The organism is Ruegeria marina (genome assembly GCF_900101475.1).
Lineage (GTDB): Bacteria > Pseudomonadota > Alphaproteobacteria > Rhodobacterales > Rhodobacteraceae > Ruegeria_B > Ruegeria_B marina.
Window position 1 is genome coordinate 81,254 of sequence record NZ_FMZV01000017.1, and the last position, 17,322, is coordinate 98,575.

The 17,322-nt window shown below is 64.0% G+C and carries 13 protein-coding genes and 1 pseudogene; 7 read left to right on the forward strand and 7 right to left on the reverse strand.

The annotated features are described in order from the left end of the window. The first annotated feature begins 3 nt into the window (after window positions 1-3). Window positions 4-1,539, forward strand: coding sequence for a trimethylamine methyltransferase family protein (locus BLT75_RS19585; RefSeq protein WP_093035964.1), 1,536 nt, complete (start codon window positions 4-6; stop codon window positions 1,537-1,539). A gap of 3 nt (window positions 1,540-1,542) precedes the next feature. Here BLT75_RS19585 and thpR read toward each other — a convergent pair whose 3' ends face one another. Next, on the reverse strand, window positions 1,543-2,058 hold the full coding sequence (thpR, locus tag BLT75_RS19590; RefSeq protein ID WP_093035967.1) for an RNA 2',3'-cyclic phosphodiesterase: 516 nt from the start codon (window positions 2,056-2,058) through the stop codon (window positions 1,543-1,545). A gap of 16 nt (window positions 2,059-2,074) precedes the next feature. After that, window positions 2,075-3,361, reverse strand: a complete 1,287-nt coding sequence (locus BLT75_RS19595; RefSeq protein ID WP_176828141.1) for a hydantoinase B/oxoprolinase family protein — start codon at window positions 3,359-3,361, stop codon at window positions 2,075-2,077. A 189-nt stretch (window positions 3,362-3,550) separates the two neighbouring features. Here BLT75_RS19595 and istA point away from each other — a divergent pair. Beyond that, window positions 3,551-5,080: pseudogene (gene istA, locus BLT75_RS19600) on the forward strand (IS21 family transposase). Beyond that, window positions 5,070-5,861: an IS21-like element helper ATPase IstB gene (gene istB, locus BLT75_RS19605; protein ID WP_093035970.1), complete on the forward strand. Its 792-nt coding sequence runs from the start codon at window positions 5,070-5,072 to the stop codon at window positions 5,859-5,861. Before istA ends, istB begins: the two are co-directional and overlap by 11 nt. A 55-nt stretch (window positions 5,862-5,916) precedes the next feature. Here istB and BLT75_RS19610 read toward each other — a convergent pair whose 3' ends face one another. Together BLT75_RS19610 and BLT75_RS19615 are read right to left on the reverse strand one after the other, a co-directional pair. Beyond that, on the reverse strand, window positions 5,917-6,309 hold the full coding sequence (locus tag BLT75_RS19610) for a hypothetical protein (protein WP_245706591.1): 393 nt from the start codon (window positions 6,307-6,309) through the stop codon (window positions 5,917-5,919). Between the two features lie 62 nt (window positions 6,310-6,371). Further along, entirely contained in the window at window positions 6,372-6,995 is a 624-nt protein-coding gene (locus BLT75_RS19615; protein WP_093035973.1) for a TetR/AcrR family transcriptional regulator, read from the reverse strand. A 104-nt stretch (window positions 6,996-7,099) separates the two neighbouring features. Here BLT75_RS19615 and BLT75_RS19620 point away from each other — a divergent pair, with 104 nt between their 5' ends. Genes BLT75_RS19620 through BLT75_RS19635 form a run of 4 tightly spaced genes read left to right on the forward strand, consistent with a single transcriptional unit; the run spans window position 7,100 to window position 13,432 of the window. Further along, complete coding sequence (locus BLT75_RS19620) at window positions 7,100-8,668, forward strand: trimethylamine methyltransferase family protein (protein WP_093035976.1); 1,569 nt, start codon at window positions 7,100-7,102, stop codon at window positions 8,666-8,668. 9 nt (window positions 8,669-8,677) lie between these two features. Continuing rightward, window positions 8,678-10,723: an NADH:flavin oxidoreductase gene (locus BLT75_RS19625; RefSeq protein ID WP_093035979.1), complete on the forward strand. Its 2,046-nt coding sequence runs from the start codon at window positions 8,678-8,680 to the stop codon at window positions 10,721-10,723. A gap of 1 nt (window position 10,724) precedes the next feature. After that, complete coding sequence (locus tag BLT75_RS19630; RefSeq protein WP_093035982.1) at window positions 10,725-11,456, forward strand: NAD(P)-binding domain-containing protein; 732 nt, start codon at window positions 10,725-10,727, stop codon at window positions 11,454-11,456. Next, entirely contained in the window at window positions 11,453-13,432 is a 1,980-nt protein-coding gene (locus BLT75_RS19635) for an oxidoreductase (RefSeq protein ID WP_093035985.1), read from the forward strand. Before BLT75_RS19630 ends, BLT75_RS19635 begins: the two co-directional genes overlap by 4 nt. An 8-nt stretch (window positions 13,433-13,440) precedes the next feature. Here the strand turns inward: BLT75_RS19635 and lptF are convergent, their stop codons facing one another. The 3 genes from lptF to BLT75_RS19650 form a co-directional block, all read right to left on the reverse strand. Continuing rightward, window positions 13,441-14,568, reverse strand: coding sequence for an LPS export ABC transporter permease LptF (lptF, locus tag BLT75_RS19640; protein ID WP_093035988.1), 1,128 nt, complete (start codon window positions 14,566-14,568; stop codon window positions 13,441-13,443). An 86-nt stretch (window positions 14,569-14,654) separates the two neighbouring features. Then, entirely contained in the window at window positions 14,655-16,079 is a 1,425-nt protein-coding gene (locus BLT75_RS19645; protein WP_093035991.1) for an amidase, read from the reverse strand. A gap of 11 nt (window positions 16,080-16,090) precedes the next feature. After that, window positions 16,091-17,302, reverse strand: a complete 1,212-nt coding sequence (locus BLT75_RS19650) for a serine hydrolase domain-containing protein (protein ID WP_093035994.1) — start codon at window positions 17,300-17,302, stop codon at window positions 16,091-16,093. Between the last annotated feature and the right edge of the window lie 20 nt (window positions 17,303-17,322).

The window sequence follows — 17,322 nt, forward strand, 5'->3', positions numbered from 1 at the left end:
CGCATGGCCGATCGCAGGACAGGAGGCCGGCGCGGCAAGAGCGCGCGCAGCGGCGGCGGCATCGAACAGCTGCCCTGGGAACAGGTGCGCAACCCCTATCCCGGTTTTGAACTGGCCTCACCCGAGCAGATGGAGCGGTTGCACGCCACTTCGATGCGCGTTCTGTCCGAGCTGGGGATCAGGGTGATCGGTGACAACGTGCTGGACCTGTTCGCGCAGGCCGGCGCGCTGGTCGATCGCGATACAGGCATCGTGCGAATTGACGAGTCGCTGGTGAACGCGGCGCTGGCCACCGTGCCGCGCACATTCACCCTGACCAGCCGCAACCCGGCAAAACGGATCGAGATGGGCGGCAATGCGCTGAACTTTGGTCTGGTGGCCGGGCCGCCCAACGTGCATGACCGGGTCAACGGGCGACGGTCGGGCAATTATGGCGACTATTGCAACTTCATCCGGTTGGCGCATCATTTCAACGCGATCCATATCATCGGCAACCAGGTGATGGCGCCGGTCGAGATGCCCGCGAATTCGCGGCATCTGGACACTTATCTGGCCAATCTCACCCTGTCGGACCTGTCGTTCCACTGCACCGCGATCGGGCGCGGGCGGGCGCTGGACGGGATCGAGATGATGGCGATCGCGCGGGGTCAGACGCTGGAGCAGATGGCCGCCGATCCCGGGGTGATCACCATCATCTCGGTCAATTCGCCGCGCCTCTTCGATGACGCGATGGGGGACGGGCTGATCGCGATGGCCGAACATGGCCAGCCGGTGACGATCACGCCCTTTACCCTGATGGGGGCGATGACGCCGGTGACGCTGGCCGCCGCGCTGGCGCAGCAGAATGCCGAGGCGTTGTTTGGCGTGGTGCTGACCCAGCTGGTGCGGCCGGGTACGCCGGTGATGTACGGCTCGTTCACCTCGAATGTCTACATGCGCTCGGGCGCGCCCGCCTTTGGCACGCCGGAGAACACCAAGGCAAACATAATCGGCGGGCAGCTGGCGCGGCGCTATGGGCTGCCCTATCGGACATCGAATTCCAACGCCTCGAACGCGGTCGATTTGCAGGCCGCTTACGAGACGATGATGGCGACCTGGGGCGCGGTGCTGGGCGGGGCCAACATCATCTATCATGCTGCCGGATGGCTGGAGGGCGGGCTTACCGCGTCTTATGAGAAATTCATCCTCGACGTCGAGATCATGCAGAACATGATGGAATTCCTGCGGCCGGTGGATTTCTCGGATGGCGCGTTGGGCTTCGATGCGATGGCGGCGGTGCCGCCGGGCGGGCATTTCTTTGGCGCTGCGCATACGATGGAGCGGTACGAGACTGCATTTTATCGCCCGATCCTGTCGGACTGGCAGAATTTCGAGAACTGGGAAGCCGCGGGCGCAGCCGATGCCGCCGAGCGCGCGACCCGGATCTGGCAGCAGGCGCTGCGGGAATACGAGGAGCCTGCAATGGACCCGGGTGTGCGTGAGGCGCTGGATGCCTATGTGGCACGGCGCAAGGAAGAGATCGGTGCGGGAGAGCCCTGAGGTTCAGGGTGAAAAAGGATATTCGGCCAGAACTTCGTGCCGTGCACCCTTGGGGTGCAGGGTGGAAGCGTAAAGCGCAAATCCCGCGACCGGCAGGTCGGGAAGATCGGTTTGCGCCAAACCGGTTGGCAGGGGTGGCGGCGTCGCACCGGGACGCAGACGCGCCACCGTGACATGCGGGCGAAACCTGCGTTTTTGCATTGTGATCCCGGCCCTGCGGCAGGCCGACGCGACCATGTCGTGCAGCCGCGACAGGTTCGGGTCAGCCGCAACTTCGACAAAGAGTGCCGGACCGAAAGTACCGATCCCTCCCATCGGAACGCTGAAGGGCGCGCCCCGCACAGCCAGCAACTCGTGATGCAGATCTTCCAGAACTTCCTCTGGTCGGTCGTCGAGAAAGGTCAGCGTGAGATGCAGATTGCAGCGCGGCACCGGGCGGCCCAGGCCGATGCGGCGCTGGAGCCGTTCCAGATGCTCGGCTATCGCATCGGGGACAGGAATGGCGATGAAACTGCGCATGGTTTTCTTGTACCTTTCAGAGCCGGTCAAACAAGCGTCCCGGCAGTCGGTCGTGGCGCGCAAGGCCCAGTGCCCGTTTAAGGCAGAACATCAATGCCTGGTTCAATGTCACCGCCGGCTTGTCCAGATGCGCCTCGATCCGGTCTACCGCCTCGACCGCGCGCATGTCGGTGCAGCTTAGCACGATTGCCTGGACCCGTGGGGTGTCGGCGCGAATGGCAAGATCGAACACCTCGTTAGGGGAGAGTTCGCCTTGACCATAGTTGCCCAACTCGCGGCCGATGTCGGCACGGCAGACCGTCTCGATGCCGATCGACGCGAGAAAGGCCACTGCCTGATCGTTGATCTCGCCCAGATAGGGCGAGGAGAAGCCGACGCGGCTGACACCAAGCGCCTGGATTGCAGCCACCAATGACTCCGCCGCGGTCAGGCTGAGCGCGCTGGAACCGGACTTGATTCGGCGGGCCAGGCCGCCACGAAACTGGCCCGGACCACCGGAAGTGGGCCGCAGTTCCCGGCGCCAAATGATGACTGGTGCGACGGATTCCGTAATCTCGACCTGGCTGCCCAATACGCCCGACGGAAAAGCGGTGGTCGACAGCCCGTCCGAGTGCGGCCGCGCGCCAGTGCCGCCATTGTCCACGGGTTCGACTGCAAACTGTCGCCCTCCGTCCCGGGCGACCTCGGGCGCGTGGCGCATCGGCAGATCGAACAGGCAGGACGCTCCTTCGGCGGGCACCCGGCCGGGCAGGGCCTGATGCAGGCAACCAAGTACCAGATCGGGCGTGACCTGCCCCAGGGTATGCCGCATGGCAACCGGCGCCGGGCGCTGCGCATTCAGGATACAACCCGATGGACCACCGACGGTGAAAGGGGCCAGCGAACCGGCGTTGTTCGGAATGTCCGGCCCGACGATGCAACGCAGGGCAAAGACCGTGTAGGCGGTGGTGTAATTCAGAGGAACATTGATACCCTTTCGCGAAAAGCCCGAAGTCCCGGTGAAATCGACATGCATGCCGGTGCCGCTGACGGTCAGGGTGGCATGGAGTTCAAGCTCTGCTTCGTACCCGTCCACGCGCATCATGTTGTGATAGCTGCCTTCGGGGATCTCGGCGATGGCAGCCAGCGTTCCTCGATAGGATGTGTCGATGATGTAGTTGCCCAGTTCGACAAGATCATCCAGCCCGTATTCATCCATCATCCCGGTCAATCGCCGTACCCCGGCCTCGCAACAGGCAATCAGGGCATAGATGTCGCCTTCGTTGGCGACGGGTTCGCGGCTGTTGGCGCGTATGATATCCATCAGCAGCGCATTGGGTTCCCCCGGTCCACCAGCTTGCAGGGCGGGATCAGCAAACCTTCGTCGTAGATGTCCGAGCTGTTGATTTCCGCTGAGAATTGACCCGGTAGCCTCATAATTTTCCACCGAGATTTGACCCATGTGAACACGCTGCCCCGACGGGTTTGGTCGGGGAGATATGGAGTGATCGACATGGGATTTTTGAGTGTTATCCGACGCTGGGCATTGCGTGACAAAATGCCAATCCGCGAGATTTCCCGGCGCACGGGCCTGTCACGCAACACCATCAGAAAGTATCTGCGCGAAGGCGCGGTCGAGCCGAAGTTCAAGACGCCATCTCGGCCAAGCAAGCTGGACCCGTATGCGGATCGTCTGTCGGCCTGGTTGCTGGTGCAGACGTGGAAATCGCGCAAGGAACGTCGCACCGTGAAGCAAATGCACGCTGATCTGGTCAAGCTTGGCTATGGTGGCTCCTATGGTCGCGTGGCGGCGTTTGCTCGGGCTTGGCACTCGGACCGACACCGGGCAGAGCAGACGACGGGGCGTGGCACATTCGTGCCCCTGGTGTTTCAGCCCGGCGAGGCGTCCCAGTTCGACTGGAGCGAAGACTGGGCGAACATTGGCGGCGAGCGGATCAAGCTGCAGGTCGCCCATATCAAGCTGTCGCACAGCCGGGCGTTCCTGGTGCGAGCTTACCCGCTGCAAACTCACGAGATGCTGTTCGACGCCCACTGACATGCGTTCCGCGTCTTCGGCGGCGTTCCCGGGCGCGGGATCTACGACAATATGAAGACGGCGGTGGATCGGGTTGGCTGCGGCAAACAGCGGGACGTCAACGCGCGTTTCAAGGCGATGACCAGCCACTACGTCTTCGAGCCCGAGTTCTGCAACCCGGCCGCCGGATGGGAGAAGGGGCAGGTCGAGAAGAACGTTCAGGATGCGCGTAACCGCCTGTGGCAGGTCATGCCTGTCTTCAGGAATCTGGACGAGCTGAACCAGTGGTTGGAGGATCGCTGTATTGCCTTGTGGGCCGAGACAAAGCACCGGGACCTGCCCGGCACGATTGCTGATGCCTGGGAAGCAGAGAAGCCGATGCTGATGGCACTGCCACCGGCCTTTGATGGGTTTGTCGAGCATAGTAAACGGGTATCGCCGACATGCTTGGTCACCTTCGAGCGCAATCGCTACAGCGTTCCGGCCAGCTTCGCGAACCGCCGCGTCAGCCTGCATGTCTATCCAGACCGGCTGGTCGTGGCGGCCGAAGGCCAAACCGTCTGCACCCATGGCCGCATCATCGAGCGGTCGCACCACAAACCAGGCAGGGTCATCTATGATTGGCGCCATTATCTGGCGGTGATCCAGCGCAAACCCGGGGCCCTACGCAACGGCGCGCCTTTCACCGAGAAGCCCGAAGCCTTCCGCCGCCTGCAGGATAACATGTTGCGCAAAGAGGGTGGTGACCGGGAGATGGTCGATATCCTGTCCCTGGTCCTGCATCACGACGAAGACGCCGTTCTGTGCGCCGTAGAACTGGCGCTGGAAGCTGGCGTGCCCACCAAGACGCACATCCTGAACCTGCTTCACAGGTTGATCGACCGCAAACAGACCGATCTTCCAGAGGTTGATCCGCCGGATGCCTTGGCCTTGGAAACGGCACCAAAGGCCAACGTCGACCGCTATGACGATCTGAGACAGGCTGGGGAGAAGCGTCATGCGTCATGACCCTGCAGGCGCCTCAATTGTGATCATGCTCCGCAGCCTCAAGCTGCATGGCATGGCGCAGGCCGTCGAGGATCTGGTCGCCCAGGGCGCGCCAGCTTTTGAGGCCGCGACGCCAATGTTGTCCCAGTTGCTCAAGGCCGAGATGGCAGAGAGAGAAGTGCGATCCATCGCCTATCACACAAAGGTGGCGCGCTTCCCGTCCTACAAGGACCTCGCGGGCTTTGACTTCAAATCCAGCGAGATCAATGAAGCCACCATCAGGCAGTTGCACCGTGGCGCGTTCATGGAAAACGCCGAGAATGTTGTCCTGATTGGTGGGCCGGGCACCGGCAAAAGCCACATCGCAACGGCCATCGGCGTCCAGGCCATCGAGCATCACAGGTGCAAAGTGCGCTTCTACTCGACAGTGGAACTCGTCAATGCCTTGGAACAGGAAAAGGCGCTCGGAAAGGCCGGCAGAATGGCCGAGATGCTCACCAAGGTTGACTTGGTCATCCTCGACGAGCTCGGCTACCTGCCGTTCAGTTCATCAGGCGGAGCGTTGCTGTTCCACCTCCTGAGCAAACTCTACGAGCGCACCAGCGTGATCATCACCACCAATCTCAGTTTCTCAGAATGGGCCCAGGTCTTCGGCGACGCCAAAATGACAACCGCGCTCTTGGACCGGCTCACTCACCGCTGCCACATCTTGGAAACCGGCAACGACAGCTACCGCTTCAAGGCCAGTTCCGAGGCCGCCAAGAAGACAAGAAGGGAGATCGCTACATTGACCGGGTCATGAACAAAAACGCATACTGAGGGTGGGTCAAATCTCGGTGAAAATACCGGGTCAATTCTCAGCGGAAATCAACAGCCTGGGCATGCCAGCGATAGTTGATCTGGAAACAGCCCACATCGAAACTGCGCGCGCCGGATTTGAACCGGTCAAAAACGAACCTCTGCGCGGCAGCTTGCGAAGGGAACCAGTGTCCGGCCCCTTCCATGTTGACGGTCCAGGGCCAGGGTTCCAGCGTCCCGCCGCTGCTGCGCCCGGTTTCCACCCGGGTAATGGCACGCAGCACGTCGAACGGCACGTCATGCGCCCGCGCCGCACGGCGCGCGGCCGTGTCGCACAGGCCGGAGATGCCGGGGTCGACCGCCGCCGCCTGCGCGGTCAGCGCCAGCAGCCAGAAGGCGGCCAGCCGCAGCAGGGGCACAACGATGGCACTTGGTCGATGAAAACGGGGCATTTTGCCTGTCCGGGGATTCTTCCTGTTCCCCGGACGGTATCTGCGGGTCGGTTTACAACCGGTTAGCGCCCGTCATTTTCCTGGTGCCGCGCCATGAACCGCTCGATATCGCCGGTGGACGGGGCGACGCCGGTGAACACCTCGACATAGTCCGGCATGTTGGCCAGCCGGGTCTTGGGGTTCTCCTCGATCCGCATCGAGATATAGCCGACCTGCGTATACATCACCGTCATCGCCCGGACCCTGGCCTGCTGTCCGGAATAGCCGAATCGCAGGAACATCGCGGCCACCGCATCCTGACGCGCCGTGTCGGCCAGGTCGAGCCGCGCCTGAAGCGCCGTATCGTTGCGCGCCCAGTTGCGAATCGCCAGATCCAGCCGCGCGTCGAACAATTCGTCGTCGAGCCAGCAGTCGAACAGGTTGAACATCGCCTCGACGATACTGTCGGCAAAGGCTTCGGTCCGGGCCACCAGGTTGCCGGTGTTCTTGGCCTCCCATTGCCGAACCATCGCCTCCAGAAGCGCCTCGCGATCCTTGAAATGCCAATAAAATCCGGTGCGCGCGACGCCCAGTTTCTGCGCCAGCGGCATGATCTTGACCGCCTCGACCCCGCTCTCGGTCAACAGGTCATAGGCGGCAGCCAGCCAGGCGGCCTCGGTACTGGAGGGTTTCGGCGCAATCGTCATGCGGCAAGACCTAGCAGTCTTGACACCTCTGCACAAGATACTTGACACATATGTCAAGTCGGGCGCAGATAGATCAGTTTCGCTGTCTATCGCAGGTTTCACCCATGACCGTTCAAGCGCCCACAAGGACTCGGCGTTCGCGCCGCAGCTCTGACAAATCCACCCGGTCCGCGGAACCGGGACAGAACCTGCATCTGCGGGTCCCCTACATTAACCGCAAGATCCCCGCCTATGACCTGCTGGGCGACGAGGCGCTGGAGCGGATCGAGGCCACCGCCGACCGGATCCTGGCCGAGATCGGCATCGAACTGCGCGACGACGAAGAGAGCATGAAGCTCTACAAGAAGGCCGGCGCACAGGTTTCCGACATCCGCGCGGGCACCTGGAACGTCCGGTTCGAGCCGGGGATGCTGCGCGAGATCCTGAAAACCGCGCCTGCCCGGTTCACCCAGCATGCCCGCAACCCGGCCAACTCGGTTGATATCGGTGGCGACGCGATGGTCTTCGCGCCCGCCTATGGTTCGCCCTTCGTGATGGACATGGACAATGGCCGCCGCTACGGCACGATCGAGGACTTCCGCAACCTGATCAAGCTGGGCCAGTCCTCGCCCTGGCTGCATCATTCAGGTGGCACCATCTGCGAGCCGACGGACATCCCGGTGAACAAGCGGCACCTGGACATGGTCTATTCGCACATGCGCTATTCCGACCGGGCCTTCCTCGGCTCGATCACCGCGCCCGAACGCGCCGCCGACAGTATCGAGATGTGCCATATCCTGTTCGGGGCCGATTTCGTTGATCAGAACTGCGTCATCATGGGCAATTTCAACACCACCTCGCCCCTGGTGATCGACGGGGTCACGGCCTCGGGCATCCGCACCTACGCGGCGGCGGGGCAGGGTTCGATCCACCTGCCGTTCCTGCTGGGCGGTGCGGTGTCGCCGCTGACCATGGCCGGAGCCGTGGCGCAGTGCCTGGCCGAATCCATGGCCTCCTGCGCCATCGCCCAGCTGACCCGTCCCGGGGCGCCGACCATCCTGGCCGGGTTCCTGTCGTCGATGTCCTTGCGCTCGGGCAGCCCGACCTTCGGCACGCCGGAACCGGCGCTGGGCTCGCTGGTGATGGGCCAGCTGGCCCGTCGCCTGAACATGCCCTTGCGCTGCGCCGGAAATTTCTCGACCTCCAAGGCGCCGGACGGGCAGGCCATGCAGCAGGCGATGATGTCGATGATGTCGGCGGTGCAGGGCGGCGCCAACTACATCCTGCACTCGGCCGGTTTTGTCGACGGACTGCTCAGCATGTCCTACGAGAAATTCGTGATGGATACCGACATGTGCGGCGCGCTGCATTCCTATCTGGCCGGGATCGAGGTGAACGAGGATACGCTGGGCTTTGACGCGCTGGCCCAGAACGGGCCGGGCGAGCACATGTTCGGCACCGACCACACGCTGCGCCACTATGAAACCGCCTATTGGGACAGCGGCCTGAACGACGACCAGACCCACGAGACCTGGTTCGAACAGGGCAGCGCCGACTATGCCATCCGCGCCAACCGGCGGTGGAAGGATATCCTGAACGCCTACGAGGCGCCGCCGATGGACGAAGCGACCGACGAGGCGCTGTGCGATTTCATCGACCGCAAGAAAGCCTCCATGCCCGACGCCTGGTACTGAGGAAAGACCATGTCCCGCGACCCACTGCTGCAACCCTATCAGCTGAAACACCTGACCCTGAAGAACCGGATCATGACCACCAGTCATGAACCGGCCTATCCCGAGGACGGCCTGCCCAAGGACCGCTATCGCGCCTATCACGTCGAACGCGCCAAGGCCGGCGTGGCAATGACCATGACCGCGGGTTCCGCCTCGGTCAGCCGTGACAGCCCGCCGGTGTTCAACAACATCCTCGTCTGGCGCGACGAGGTGGTGGGCTGGATGAAGAAGCTGGCCGACGAATGCCACGATCATGGTTGCGCGGTGATGATCCAGCTCACGCATCTGGGCCGCCGCACCGGCTGGGACAAGGGCGCCTGGCTGCCTTCGGTCAGCTCGACCTCGGATCGGGAACCGGCGCACCGGCGGTTTCCGAAACTGGCCGAGGATTGGGATATTTCCCGCATCATCGGCGATTTCGCCGATGCCGCCGAAAAGATGAAACTGGCGGGGCTGGACGGGGTCGAGATCATGACCCACGGTCATCTGCTGGACCAGTTCATCTCGCCGCTGACCAACGAGCTGGACGGCCCCTATGGCAAGGCGACGCTGCAAACCCGGATGCAACTGACGCTCGACATCATCGACGCGGTGCGCAAACGGGTGGGCGAAGACTTCATTGTCGGCACCCGCTTTGCCCCCGACGAGGCGCAGACAGGCGGCATCACCGAAGAGATGGGCATGCAGATCGCCCATATGTTCAAGGCGACCGGGCAGCTCGACTATCTCAACGTCAACCGGGGCCGCATCCACACCGACCCGGCGATGACCGACATGATCCCGGTGCAGGGGATGAAGGCCGCGCCGCATCTCGATTTCGCCGGGCGGGTCCGGGCCGAGGTGGGCATGCCCACATTCCATGCCTCGAAAATCCCCGATGTCGCCACAGCGCGCCATGCCATCGTCACCGGGCAGCTCGACATGGTGGGCATGACCCGCGCCCATATGGCCGACCCCTATCTGGTGCAAAAGATCGTCGAGGGCCGCGAACACGATATCCGCCCCTGTGTCGGCGCCACCTATTGCCTGGACCGGATCTATCAGGCGGGGGAGGCGCTGTGCATCCACAACCCGGCAACCGGGCGCGAACTGACCATGCCGCATCAGATTTCGCCTGCGCAGACCCGCAAGCGTGTCGTGATCGTCGGGGCAGGTCCGGCAGGGCTCGAGGCCGCGCGCGTCGCCGCCGAACGCGGCCACCATGTCACCGTGTTCGAGGCCCAGCCGGATCCCGGCGGCCAGATCCGCCTGACCATGCAGAACCCGCGCCGGCGCGAGATGATCGGCATCGTCGACTGGCGTATGGCGCAATGCGCCGCCCGCGATGTCGAGTTCCGCTTCAATACCTGGGCCGAGGTGGCGGATGTGACCGCGCTGAACCCCGATGTGGTGATCGTTGCCACCGGTGGCCTGCCCAATACGAAACTCTTCGAATCCGGGCGCGAGAACGACCTGCTGGTCAGCGCCTGGGACGTGATCTCGGGCGATGTGAAACCGGGGCGCGAGGTGCTGATCTATGACGAAAGCGGCGACCACCCGGGCGTGATGGCGGCCGAGATCGCCGCCAATTCCGGCTCATCGGTCGAGGTGATGACCCCTGACCGCAGCTTTGCCCCCGATATCATGGGCATGAATCTGGTGCCCTATATGCGCGCGCTTCAGGACAAGGATGTGACATTCACCGTCACCCGCCGTCTGCTGGACGTGACCCGCGACGGCAACCGGCTGCGGGCGAAAATCGGCACCGATTACAGCAGCTTCACCAAGGACCAGACCTATGATCAGGTGGTGGTTAACTATGGCACCATGCCGAATGCCGACCTCTATTTCGACCTGCGCCCGCTGTCGCGCAACGGAGGCGAGGTCAACTATCAGGCGCTGATCGACGGGCGCCCGCAGATGGTCGAAACCAACCCCGACGGCGCGTTCCAGTTGTTCCGCATCGGCGATGCGGTCAGCGCCCGCAACACCCATGCCGCGATCTATGACGCGCTGAGGCTGATGAAGGATATCTGACATGCGGATCGGGGTGCTCGGAACCGGAACCATTGCAACCGCCGTCGTCCACGGCATCGCGGGAGACGGGCATTCGATCGCCGTGTCCGAACGCAGCGCGGCCAATGCGCAGGCATTGGCCGCAGCCTATCCCAACGTCACGGTCGCGTCCAACCAGGCGGTCGTCGACGAGAGCGATATCGTCATCCTCGGCCTGATGGCTGAACAGGCGCCGGGCATTCTTGGTGCGCTGGTCTTTTGCGACGGCCAGCAGGTGATCACCCTGATGGCGGGCGCCACGTTGGAACAGGTGGCGCAGATGGTCGCACCCGCCCGCGCGGCCGCGATCATGATGCCCTTTCCGGGCATCGCGCAGGGCGGCTCGCCGATCATGATGCAGGGCGACGCCGATCTGGTTGCTGCACTCTTTGGCGCGCGCAACCAGATCTTTGCGCTGAAGGATGCAGAGGAGATGGCGGCCTATCTCTGCGCCCAGGCGGTGCTGTCGCCTGTGGTCCGGATGGTGGGTGACGCAGGCCAGTGGCTGGGCGCACGCGTCTCCGACCCCGAACAGGGCGAGGCGTTCCTGCGCGCGCTGGTCGCCTCCAGCCTGGCAGGCACCGATTGCGCCAGCCTGATCGAGGCACTGAACACGCCGGGCGGCTACAACCAGCGCCTGCGCCTGCATATGGAGGCGGCTGGCATGGGCGACAGCCTGCGCGCGGGGCTTGATACGCTGGAGAAAGACATATGAGCTTCAAACATGTCTTCACCCCGGTCCAGCTGCGCCACAAGCAACTGAAGAACCGGATCGTGTTCGGCGCCCATACCACCAACATGGCCCATGACGGCCTGCCCGGCGACCAGCATCTGGCCTATTACGAGGAACGCGCCATGGGCGGCGCCGCGATGATCGTGGTCGAGCCGATGCCGGTCCATGCCGCCGCCGTGCTGACGCGCGGCAATTTCCGGCATTCCAGCGATGACGTCATCCCGCATTTCGCCCGCATCACCGAGGCCTGCAAGGCACATGGCACGGTGATGATCCAGCAGCTCTATCATGTCGGTGCGCATGGCGACTGGGACAACTCCTGGCACGCCAACTGGTCGCCTTCGGGCGGGCCCAGCTATCATGACAACGATGGCAGCCACGCCATGACCGAAGGCGAGATCGAGGAAACCATTCAGGGTTTTGTCGATGCCGCGATCCGCTGCCAGAAATCCGGTTTCGACGGGGTCGAGGTCTGGGCCGCCTATCACTGCCTGCTTGACCAGTTCTGGACCCCGTTTTCCAACCAGCGCACCGACCAATGGGGCGGCTCCCTGGAAAACCGCACCCGGCTGTCGCGCGAGATCATGGCCCGAATCCGTGCCGCCTGCGGCCCGGATTTCATCATTGGCCTGTCGGTCAACGACGATTCTGACAAACCGGTCTGCCTCAGTCATGACCAGATGGTCGAGATCGTGGCGCTGCACGACGCCCAGGAGCTGATGGATTACGTGACCGTCGGCGCGGGCAGCTATTTCGACTTCTACAAGCTTCTGCCCAGCTTTCAGTATGCCGAGAACCTCGGCGCCGATCTGGCCGAACGCCTGAAACAGGCCAACCTGACCGCGCTGGTCACCGCCGAGGCCAATATCCGCACGCCCGACAACGCCAATACGGTACTGGGCGCCGGGCGGGCCGATCTGGTGTCGATCGTGCGCGGCCAGATCGCCGACCCGCATCTGGTGGCCAAGGCCGAACGGGGCGCTGCGCAGGACATTCGCGGATGCCTCAGCTGCAACCAGCAATGCTGGGGTCGACGCGGGCGCGATTACTATATTTCCTGTCTGGTGAACCCCTCCGCCGGGCACGAATACCTCTGGGGTGGCGACCGGTTCACCCGCACGGACACGCCGAAAACCGTGCTGGTGGTGGGCGGCGGGCCGGCCGGGCTGGAATGCGCCCGGGTGGCCGCCGAACGCGGGCACCGGGTGATCCTGGCCGAGGCGGGGCCGGAACCGGGTGGCCAATTCCGGCTCGCCGGGCTGCAACCGCGCCGGGCGCAGATCACCGACCTGATCGGATGGTACGAACGTCAGCTGCGCAAGCTCCAGGTCGAGATCCGCTACAACACCTATCTGGAGGCCGACGACATCGCCGCCATTGGCACCGACCACGTGGTGCTCGCCACCGGTTCCGCCCCGCCCGAAACCGGCTTTCAAAAGGCGCTGCCGCATGTGGCCAGTCTACCGGGGATCGGGCGTGGGCAGGTCTGGTCGATCCAGGACGTGATGACCCGCGCGGCCCGCCTTGGCGACCATGTCGTGCTGCTGGACGAGGGCGGCAACTGGCGCGGCATCGGCACCGCCTGGCATCTGGCGGAAAAGGGCCACAAGGTGACCATCGTCACCCCCGACCCGATGATCGGGCGCGAACTGGCCCGCTCGGCCACCGATTTCCCGGCCCGCGCCATGCTGGCCGGGCATGGTGTCCGCTTCGTCACCGAAAGCGCGCTGTCCGGCTGGACCGATACGGGCGCAGAGGTGCTGTCGCTGCTGACCGGCAAGACCGAGGTCATCGCCGCCGACAGCCTTGTGTTGGCCACCGCCAACACGCCTGAAACCGGCCTGGCCGACGCGCTGCGCGGAATGGGTATCGCGGCGGTCAGCATCGGTGACGCCGCCGCGCCACGTCTGGCCGCCGCCGCCATCCACGAAGGAAGAAAGACAGCGCTCAAGCTCTGATTACGTGATCATGCCATTCCGGCCCGGCTGCCTCGGGTTAGTCGAACCGGCCGGCCCGCGATCCTCAGAAACAGCAAGGACAGGGCGATCCCCCCCAGCGCCGGCGCATGTTGCAGCCACCACAGGTTCGGATGTTCCGCCACGGTCGCCGAGGCGACCCCGCGCAGCCCCTCTATCGCGACCAGCAGCGCAAAGGCGCCGAGAAGTTGCGGCCACAGTCCAAAGCGCGAGAATGTACCGAGCATCAGGGTCGAAAAGCCCACCATGGCCACAGCAACACTGATGGCAAGCCAGGACAGGCGTTCCTGCAACTCCTCCATGATCTCGCCGCGACCATGGGTGTCGGCGCCAGGTCCGCGCAACCGTGCCCGGTTCAGTTCCAATGTCGGAATGCTGCGAATATCGCGCGGGCGCATCTCATCGCGCTTGGCCAGCGCCGAGATGTCGTAGGAGAAATCCCGGAAAATCGTGGTCGACAGCAGCTTGGTCTTGGCATCCATTTGCAGGGCGGTCCCTTCGACCATGACCAGCGCCATCTGTTCGCCGCTGCGGGCCAGGAACGCCTTGGAACTGGTATAGGTCACCACCTGTTCCGGGCGCCGGCGGTCGGACAGGTAGACATCGTTCAGGGTGCCATCCCGGTCGATCTTGCCGATATAGACAGTTACCCCCTTGACAGGATGCATGAACTGGCCGTCGTTCAAGAGCTGCGCCGTCATGTCGCCCGCCACCTCGGCCTGCCGCGCCTCGAGCCGCTGCAACGAGGCCGGGCGCAGGTAGAGCGTGATCGTGCCCAGCATCACGGCACAGATCATTCCGAACAGCAGAACCGGCCGCGCCAGCCGCATCGGGCTGGTTCCGGTGGCCAGCATCACGGTCAGTTCGCTTTCCCGGTTCAGGCGGTTGGTGACATAGACGGTCGCGGCAAAGACCGCCATCGGCATCACCGTGCGGATGAGCGACGGCAGCGACAGCGCTGTGAACTCCAGCGCCACCATCGCCGTCTGGCCACTGCTGATCAGCTTGTCAAACAGACTGACCGCCTTGCTAATCCAGAACACGCCGACCAGGACAAAGGCGAAAAACCCGCACAACACCAGCAACTGGCGCAGGAAATATCCATCGAATTTCGACATGCTGTCCTTTGCCCTGGCAGTCTGGTCGCGGCACCATAAGCCATGGCTGAGGAATGCGAAACTCACATTTCCGGGGCAGTTCCCGCTTAGGTCAGTTTTGGCCTGCCCGCCGCGTCCGCGAACCAGCCACCCTGCGCCGCCTCGAAGGCCATCGCCGTCTGGAACACCACCTCGTCGCTATAGGTCGGTCCGACGATCTGGATGCCGGTCGGCACGCCGTTGCCGGCAAAGCCCGACGGCACCGAGATCACCGGGCAGCGGCTCATCATGTTGAAGGGCGTCGTCATCACCCAGCCCAGCTCGGGCCGCACCGATATCCCTTCGATCTCCAGCCCCTCGGCCGAGGGGTCGAAATCGGCGCGCACGGCGGGCAAAGCGTTGGTGGGGCAGATCAGGCAATTATACCGCTCCAGCAGCGGCCCCAGCTTCTTGTAACTTTCGCCCGCCACTTGCAGCGAGCGCACGAAATCGCGGGCGGTGGAACTCAGCGAGCTTTCCGCGAAGGCCCGGCAATAAGTGGTCATCAGGTCGCCATGGGTCTCCAGCTCCTCGGACAGGGCACCGCCAAAGATATGGGTCAGATAGGCCCAGCAGGCTTCGGGCACTTCCGGGCCCCAGCCGATCTCGACCTCCTCCACCGTCGCGCCCAGATCGCGGAACACCTGCGCCGCCGCCCGCGTGTTGCGCCGCACGTCCTCGGACACGGTGAAACTGCCCAGATCCATCGACAGCGCGATTTTCCAGCCGCGAATGTCGGGATAGCTGTCGGACAGCACCAGCTTGGGCTTCAGGGTCGAGATATCCAACGGGTTCGGCCCGCTCATCAGGTTCTGGAGCACGATCGCATCCGAAATCGAACGTGCCAGCGGCCCGGTATGGCAATAGAAATCCAGGTTGAACGGGATGTCGTCGGGGTTGCGCCCATAGGGCGGCTTGTACCCCACCAGCCCGCAGCAGGACGCCGGGATACGGATCGACCCGCCGATGTCCGACCCGGTGGCCAGCGTCGTTGTCCCTGCCGCCAGCGCCGCCGCCGACCCGCCCGACGACCCGCCGGGGGTGAACTCGCGGTTCCACGGATTGCGCGTCACCCCCCACAGCCGCGACCAGGTGAACCCGGCGCACGAAAACTCGGGCGTTGCGGTGCGCGCATGCACGATGGCGCCCGAGGCCAGGATCGGCTGGTTCATGGGCGAGGTATGGTCGGCCACGAAATCCTGCATGATCAGCGAGCCGCTCGAGGTGGGCTTGCCCGCGATCATGCTCTCGTCCTTGATCGCCACCGCCAGCCCGTCCAGCGGGCCATTCGGCGCGCCCTTGACCCAGCGCGCCTCGGCGGCCCGTGCCAGGTCCATCGCCTCGTCGAAATGGGTATGGGTAAAGGCGTTGACGGTCACTGCCGTGGCCTCGGCCCGGGCGATCTGCGCCGACAGCAATTCGACCGGCGACAGGCTCCTGTCGGCGAACCGGGCCAGGGCCTCGGTCGCGGTAAGATAGATCAGGTCCGACATGTCTTTCCCCTTCAGCTGAGTGCGGCGGCAATCGCGTCGATTGCCCGGAAGGTGTTGGAATCGCGCATGTCCGATAGAGATTCGGGCCAGCTCGACAGATTGGCGACCACCAGGTCCCGTTCGGGATCCACATAGATAAGCTGCCCGTAAATTCCTTTGCATGTATACGTGGGCCGGGCGACATCGCGGATCCAGAACATGTTGCGATAGCGCCCGTTAGACATGAAATCGCGGATCTTGTCGTCGAACAGGCCGTGGTCGCCGCCCCGCACATCCTCGATCCAGGCGCTTGGGATCACCTGCCGCCCACCGGCGCGGCCGCCGTCCAGCATGGTCTGGCCGAACCGGGCGCAATCGCGCAGGCTGGCACAGATGCCGCCATCGACCAGCGGGGTGCCGTTGCGGTCGACGGTGACATAGGCCCCGGTCTCGGTGCCCATCGGCGCCCAAAGCAAGTCGGACACGGTGCGTGCGAACGATTGCCCGCTCACCCGCGCGATCAGCACGCCCAAGAGATCGGTCTCGATCGAGCGATAGCTGAACCGTGCCCCATGCGCGGCCTCGCATTCGGTCAGCGACAGGATGTAATCCCACGTGTTGTCCGGACAGGACCCCGGCGCCATATGCGGCGGCAGCGGCTTCCACCCCGAGGCAAATTCCAGCCGCGCCACATCGCAATCGGGATCCTCGTAATCCTCGACGAACCGGACGCCTGTGGTCATGTCCAGCACCTGTTGCAGCGTCGCGTCCTTCCAGCCTGTCGCCGCCAGTTCGGGCAGGTACTCGGTCATCGGCGCGGCGGGGTCCAGCAGGCCCCGGTCGATCAGGATGCCGACGGTGGTCGCGGTGATCGACTTTGACACCGACATCAGCAGGTGGCGCGACCCGCGCGTCATCCCGTTGTGATAGCTCTCGTGCAGGATGCGCCCCCGGTGCGCCACCAGGAACCCGTCGGCATAATCCGCCAGCAGATCCGCCAGCGTCATCGGCCTGCCGTCCCAGCCGGTGAACGCGACACCCGACAGGTCCTGGAGCGCCTCTTGCCAATCCAGCGCGTCGGGTCCGCGCGCGATTTCTTCGGTCGGCACGCACATGCGGATGTTCTGGAAGGTCCAGCGGTTCCAGGGCGCCCGATCCCAGTCATAGGGCGGCAGGCGCCGGCCAAGCGGCTCCTTGCCCCGCAGGATCGGCGCCTGCGGGTCGGCATTGCGATAGAAGGTCATTGTTCCTCTCAGAAGGCTGT

Bases quoted from the DNA above. Each gene is read 5' to 3' on its own strand.
- BLT75_RS19585 (WP_093035964.1), top strand. From the start codon at position 4: ATGGCCGATCGCAGGACAGGAGGCCGGCGCGGCAAGAGCGCGCGCAGC.
- thpR (WP_093035967.1), bottom strand. From the start codon at position 2,058: ATGCGCAGTTTCATCGCCATTCCTGTCCCCGATGCGATAGCCGAGCAT.
- BLT75_RS19595 (WP_176828141.1), bottom strand. From the start codon at position 3,361: ATGGATATCATACGCGCCAACAGCCGCGAACCCGTCGCCAACGAAGGC.
- istB (WP_093035970.1), top strand. From the start codon at position 5,070: ATGCGTCATGACCCTGCAGGCGCCTCAATTGTGATCATGCTCCGCAGC.
- BLT75_RS19610 (WP_245706591.1), bottom strand. From the start codon at position 6,309: ATGCCCCGTTTTCATCGACCAAGTGCCATCGTTGTGCCCCTGCTGCGG.
- BLT75_RS19615 (WP_093035973.1), bottom strand. From the start codon at position 6,995: ATGACGATTGCGCCGAAACCCTCCAGTACCGAGGCCGCCTGGCTGGCT.
- BLT75_RS19620 (WP_093035976.1), top strand. From the start codon at position 7,100: ATGACCGTTCAAGCGCCCACAAGGACTCGGCGTTCGCGCCGCAGCTCT.
- BLT75_RS19625 (WP_093035979.1), top strand. From the start codon at position 8,678: ATGTCCCGCGACCCACTGCTGCAACCCTATCAGCTGAAACACCTGACC.
- BLT75_RS19630 (WP_093035982.1), top strand. From the start codon at position 10,725: ATGCGGATCGGGGTGCTCGGAACCGGAACCATTGCAACCGCCGTCGTC.
- BLT75_RS19635 (WP_093035985.1), top strand. From the start codon at position 11,453: ATGAGCTTCAAACATGTCTTCACCCCGGTCCAGCTGCGCCACAAGCAA.
- lptF (WP_093035988.1), bottom strand. From the start codon at position 14,568: ATGTCGAAATTCGATGGATATTTCCTGCGCCAGTTGCTGGTGTTGTGC.
- BLT75_RS19645 (WP_093035991.1), bottom strand. From the start codon at position 16,079: ATGTCGGACCTGATCTATCTTACCGCGACCGAGGCCCTGGCCCGGTTC.
- BLT75_RS19650 (WP_093035994.1), bottom strand. From the start codon at position 17,302: ATGACCTTCTATCGCAATGCCGACCCGCAGGCGCCGATCCTGCGGGGC.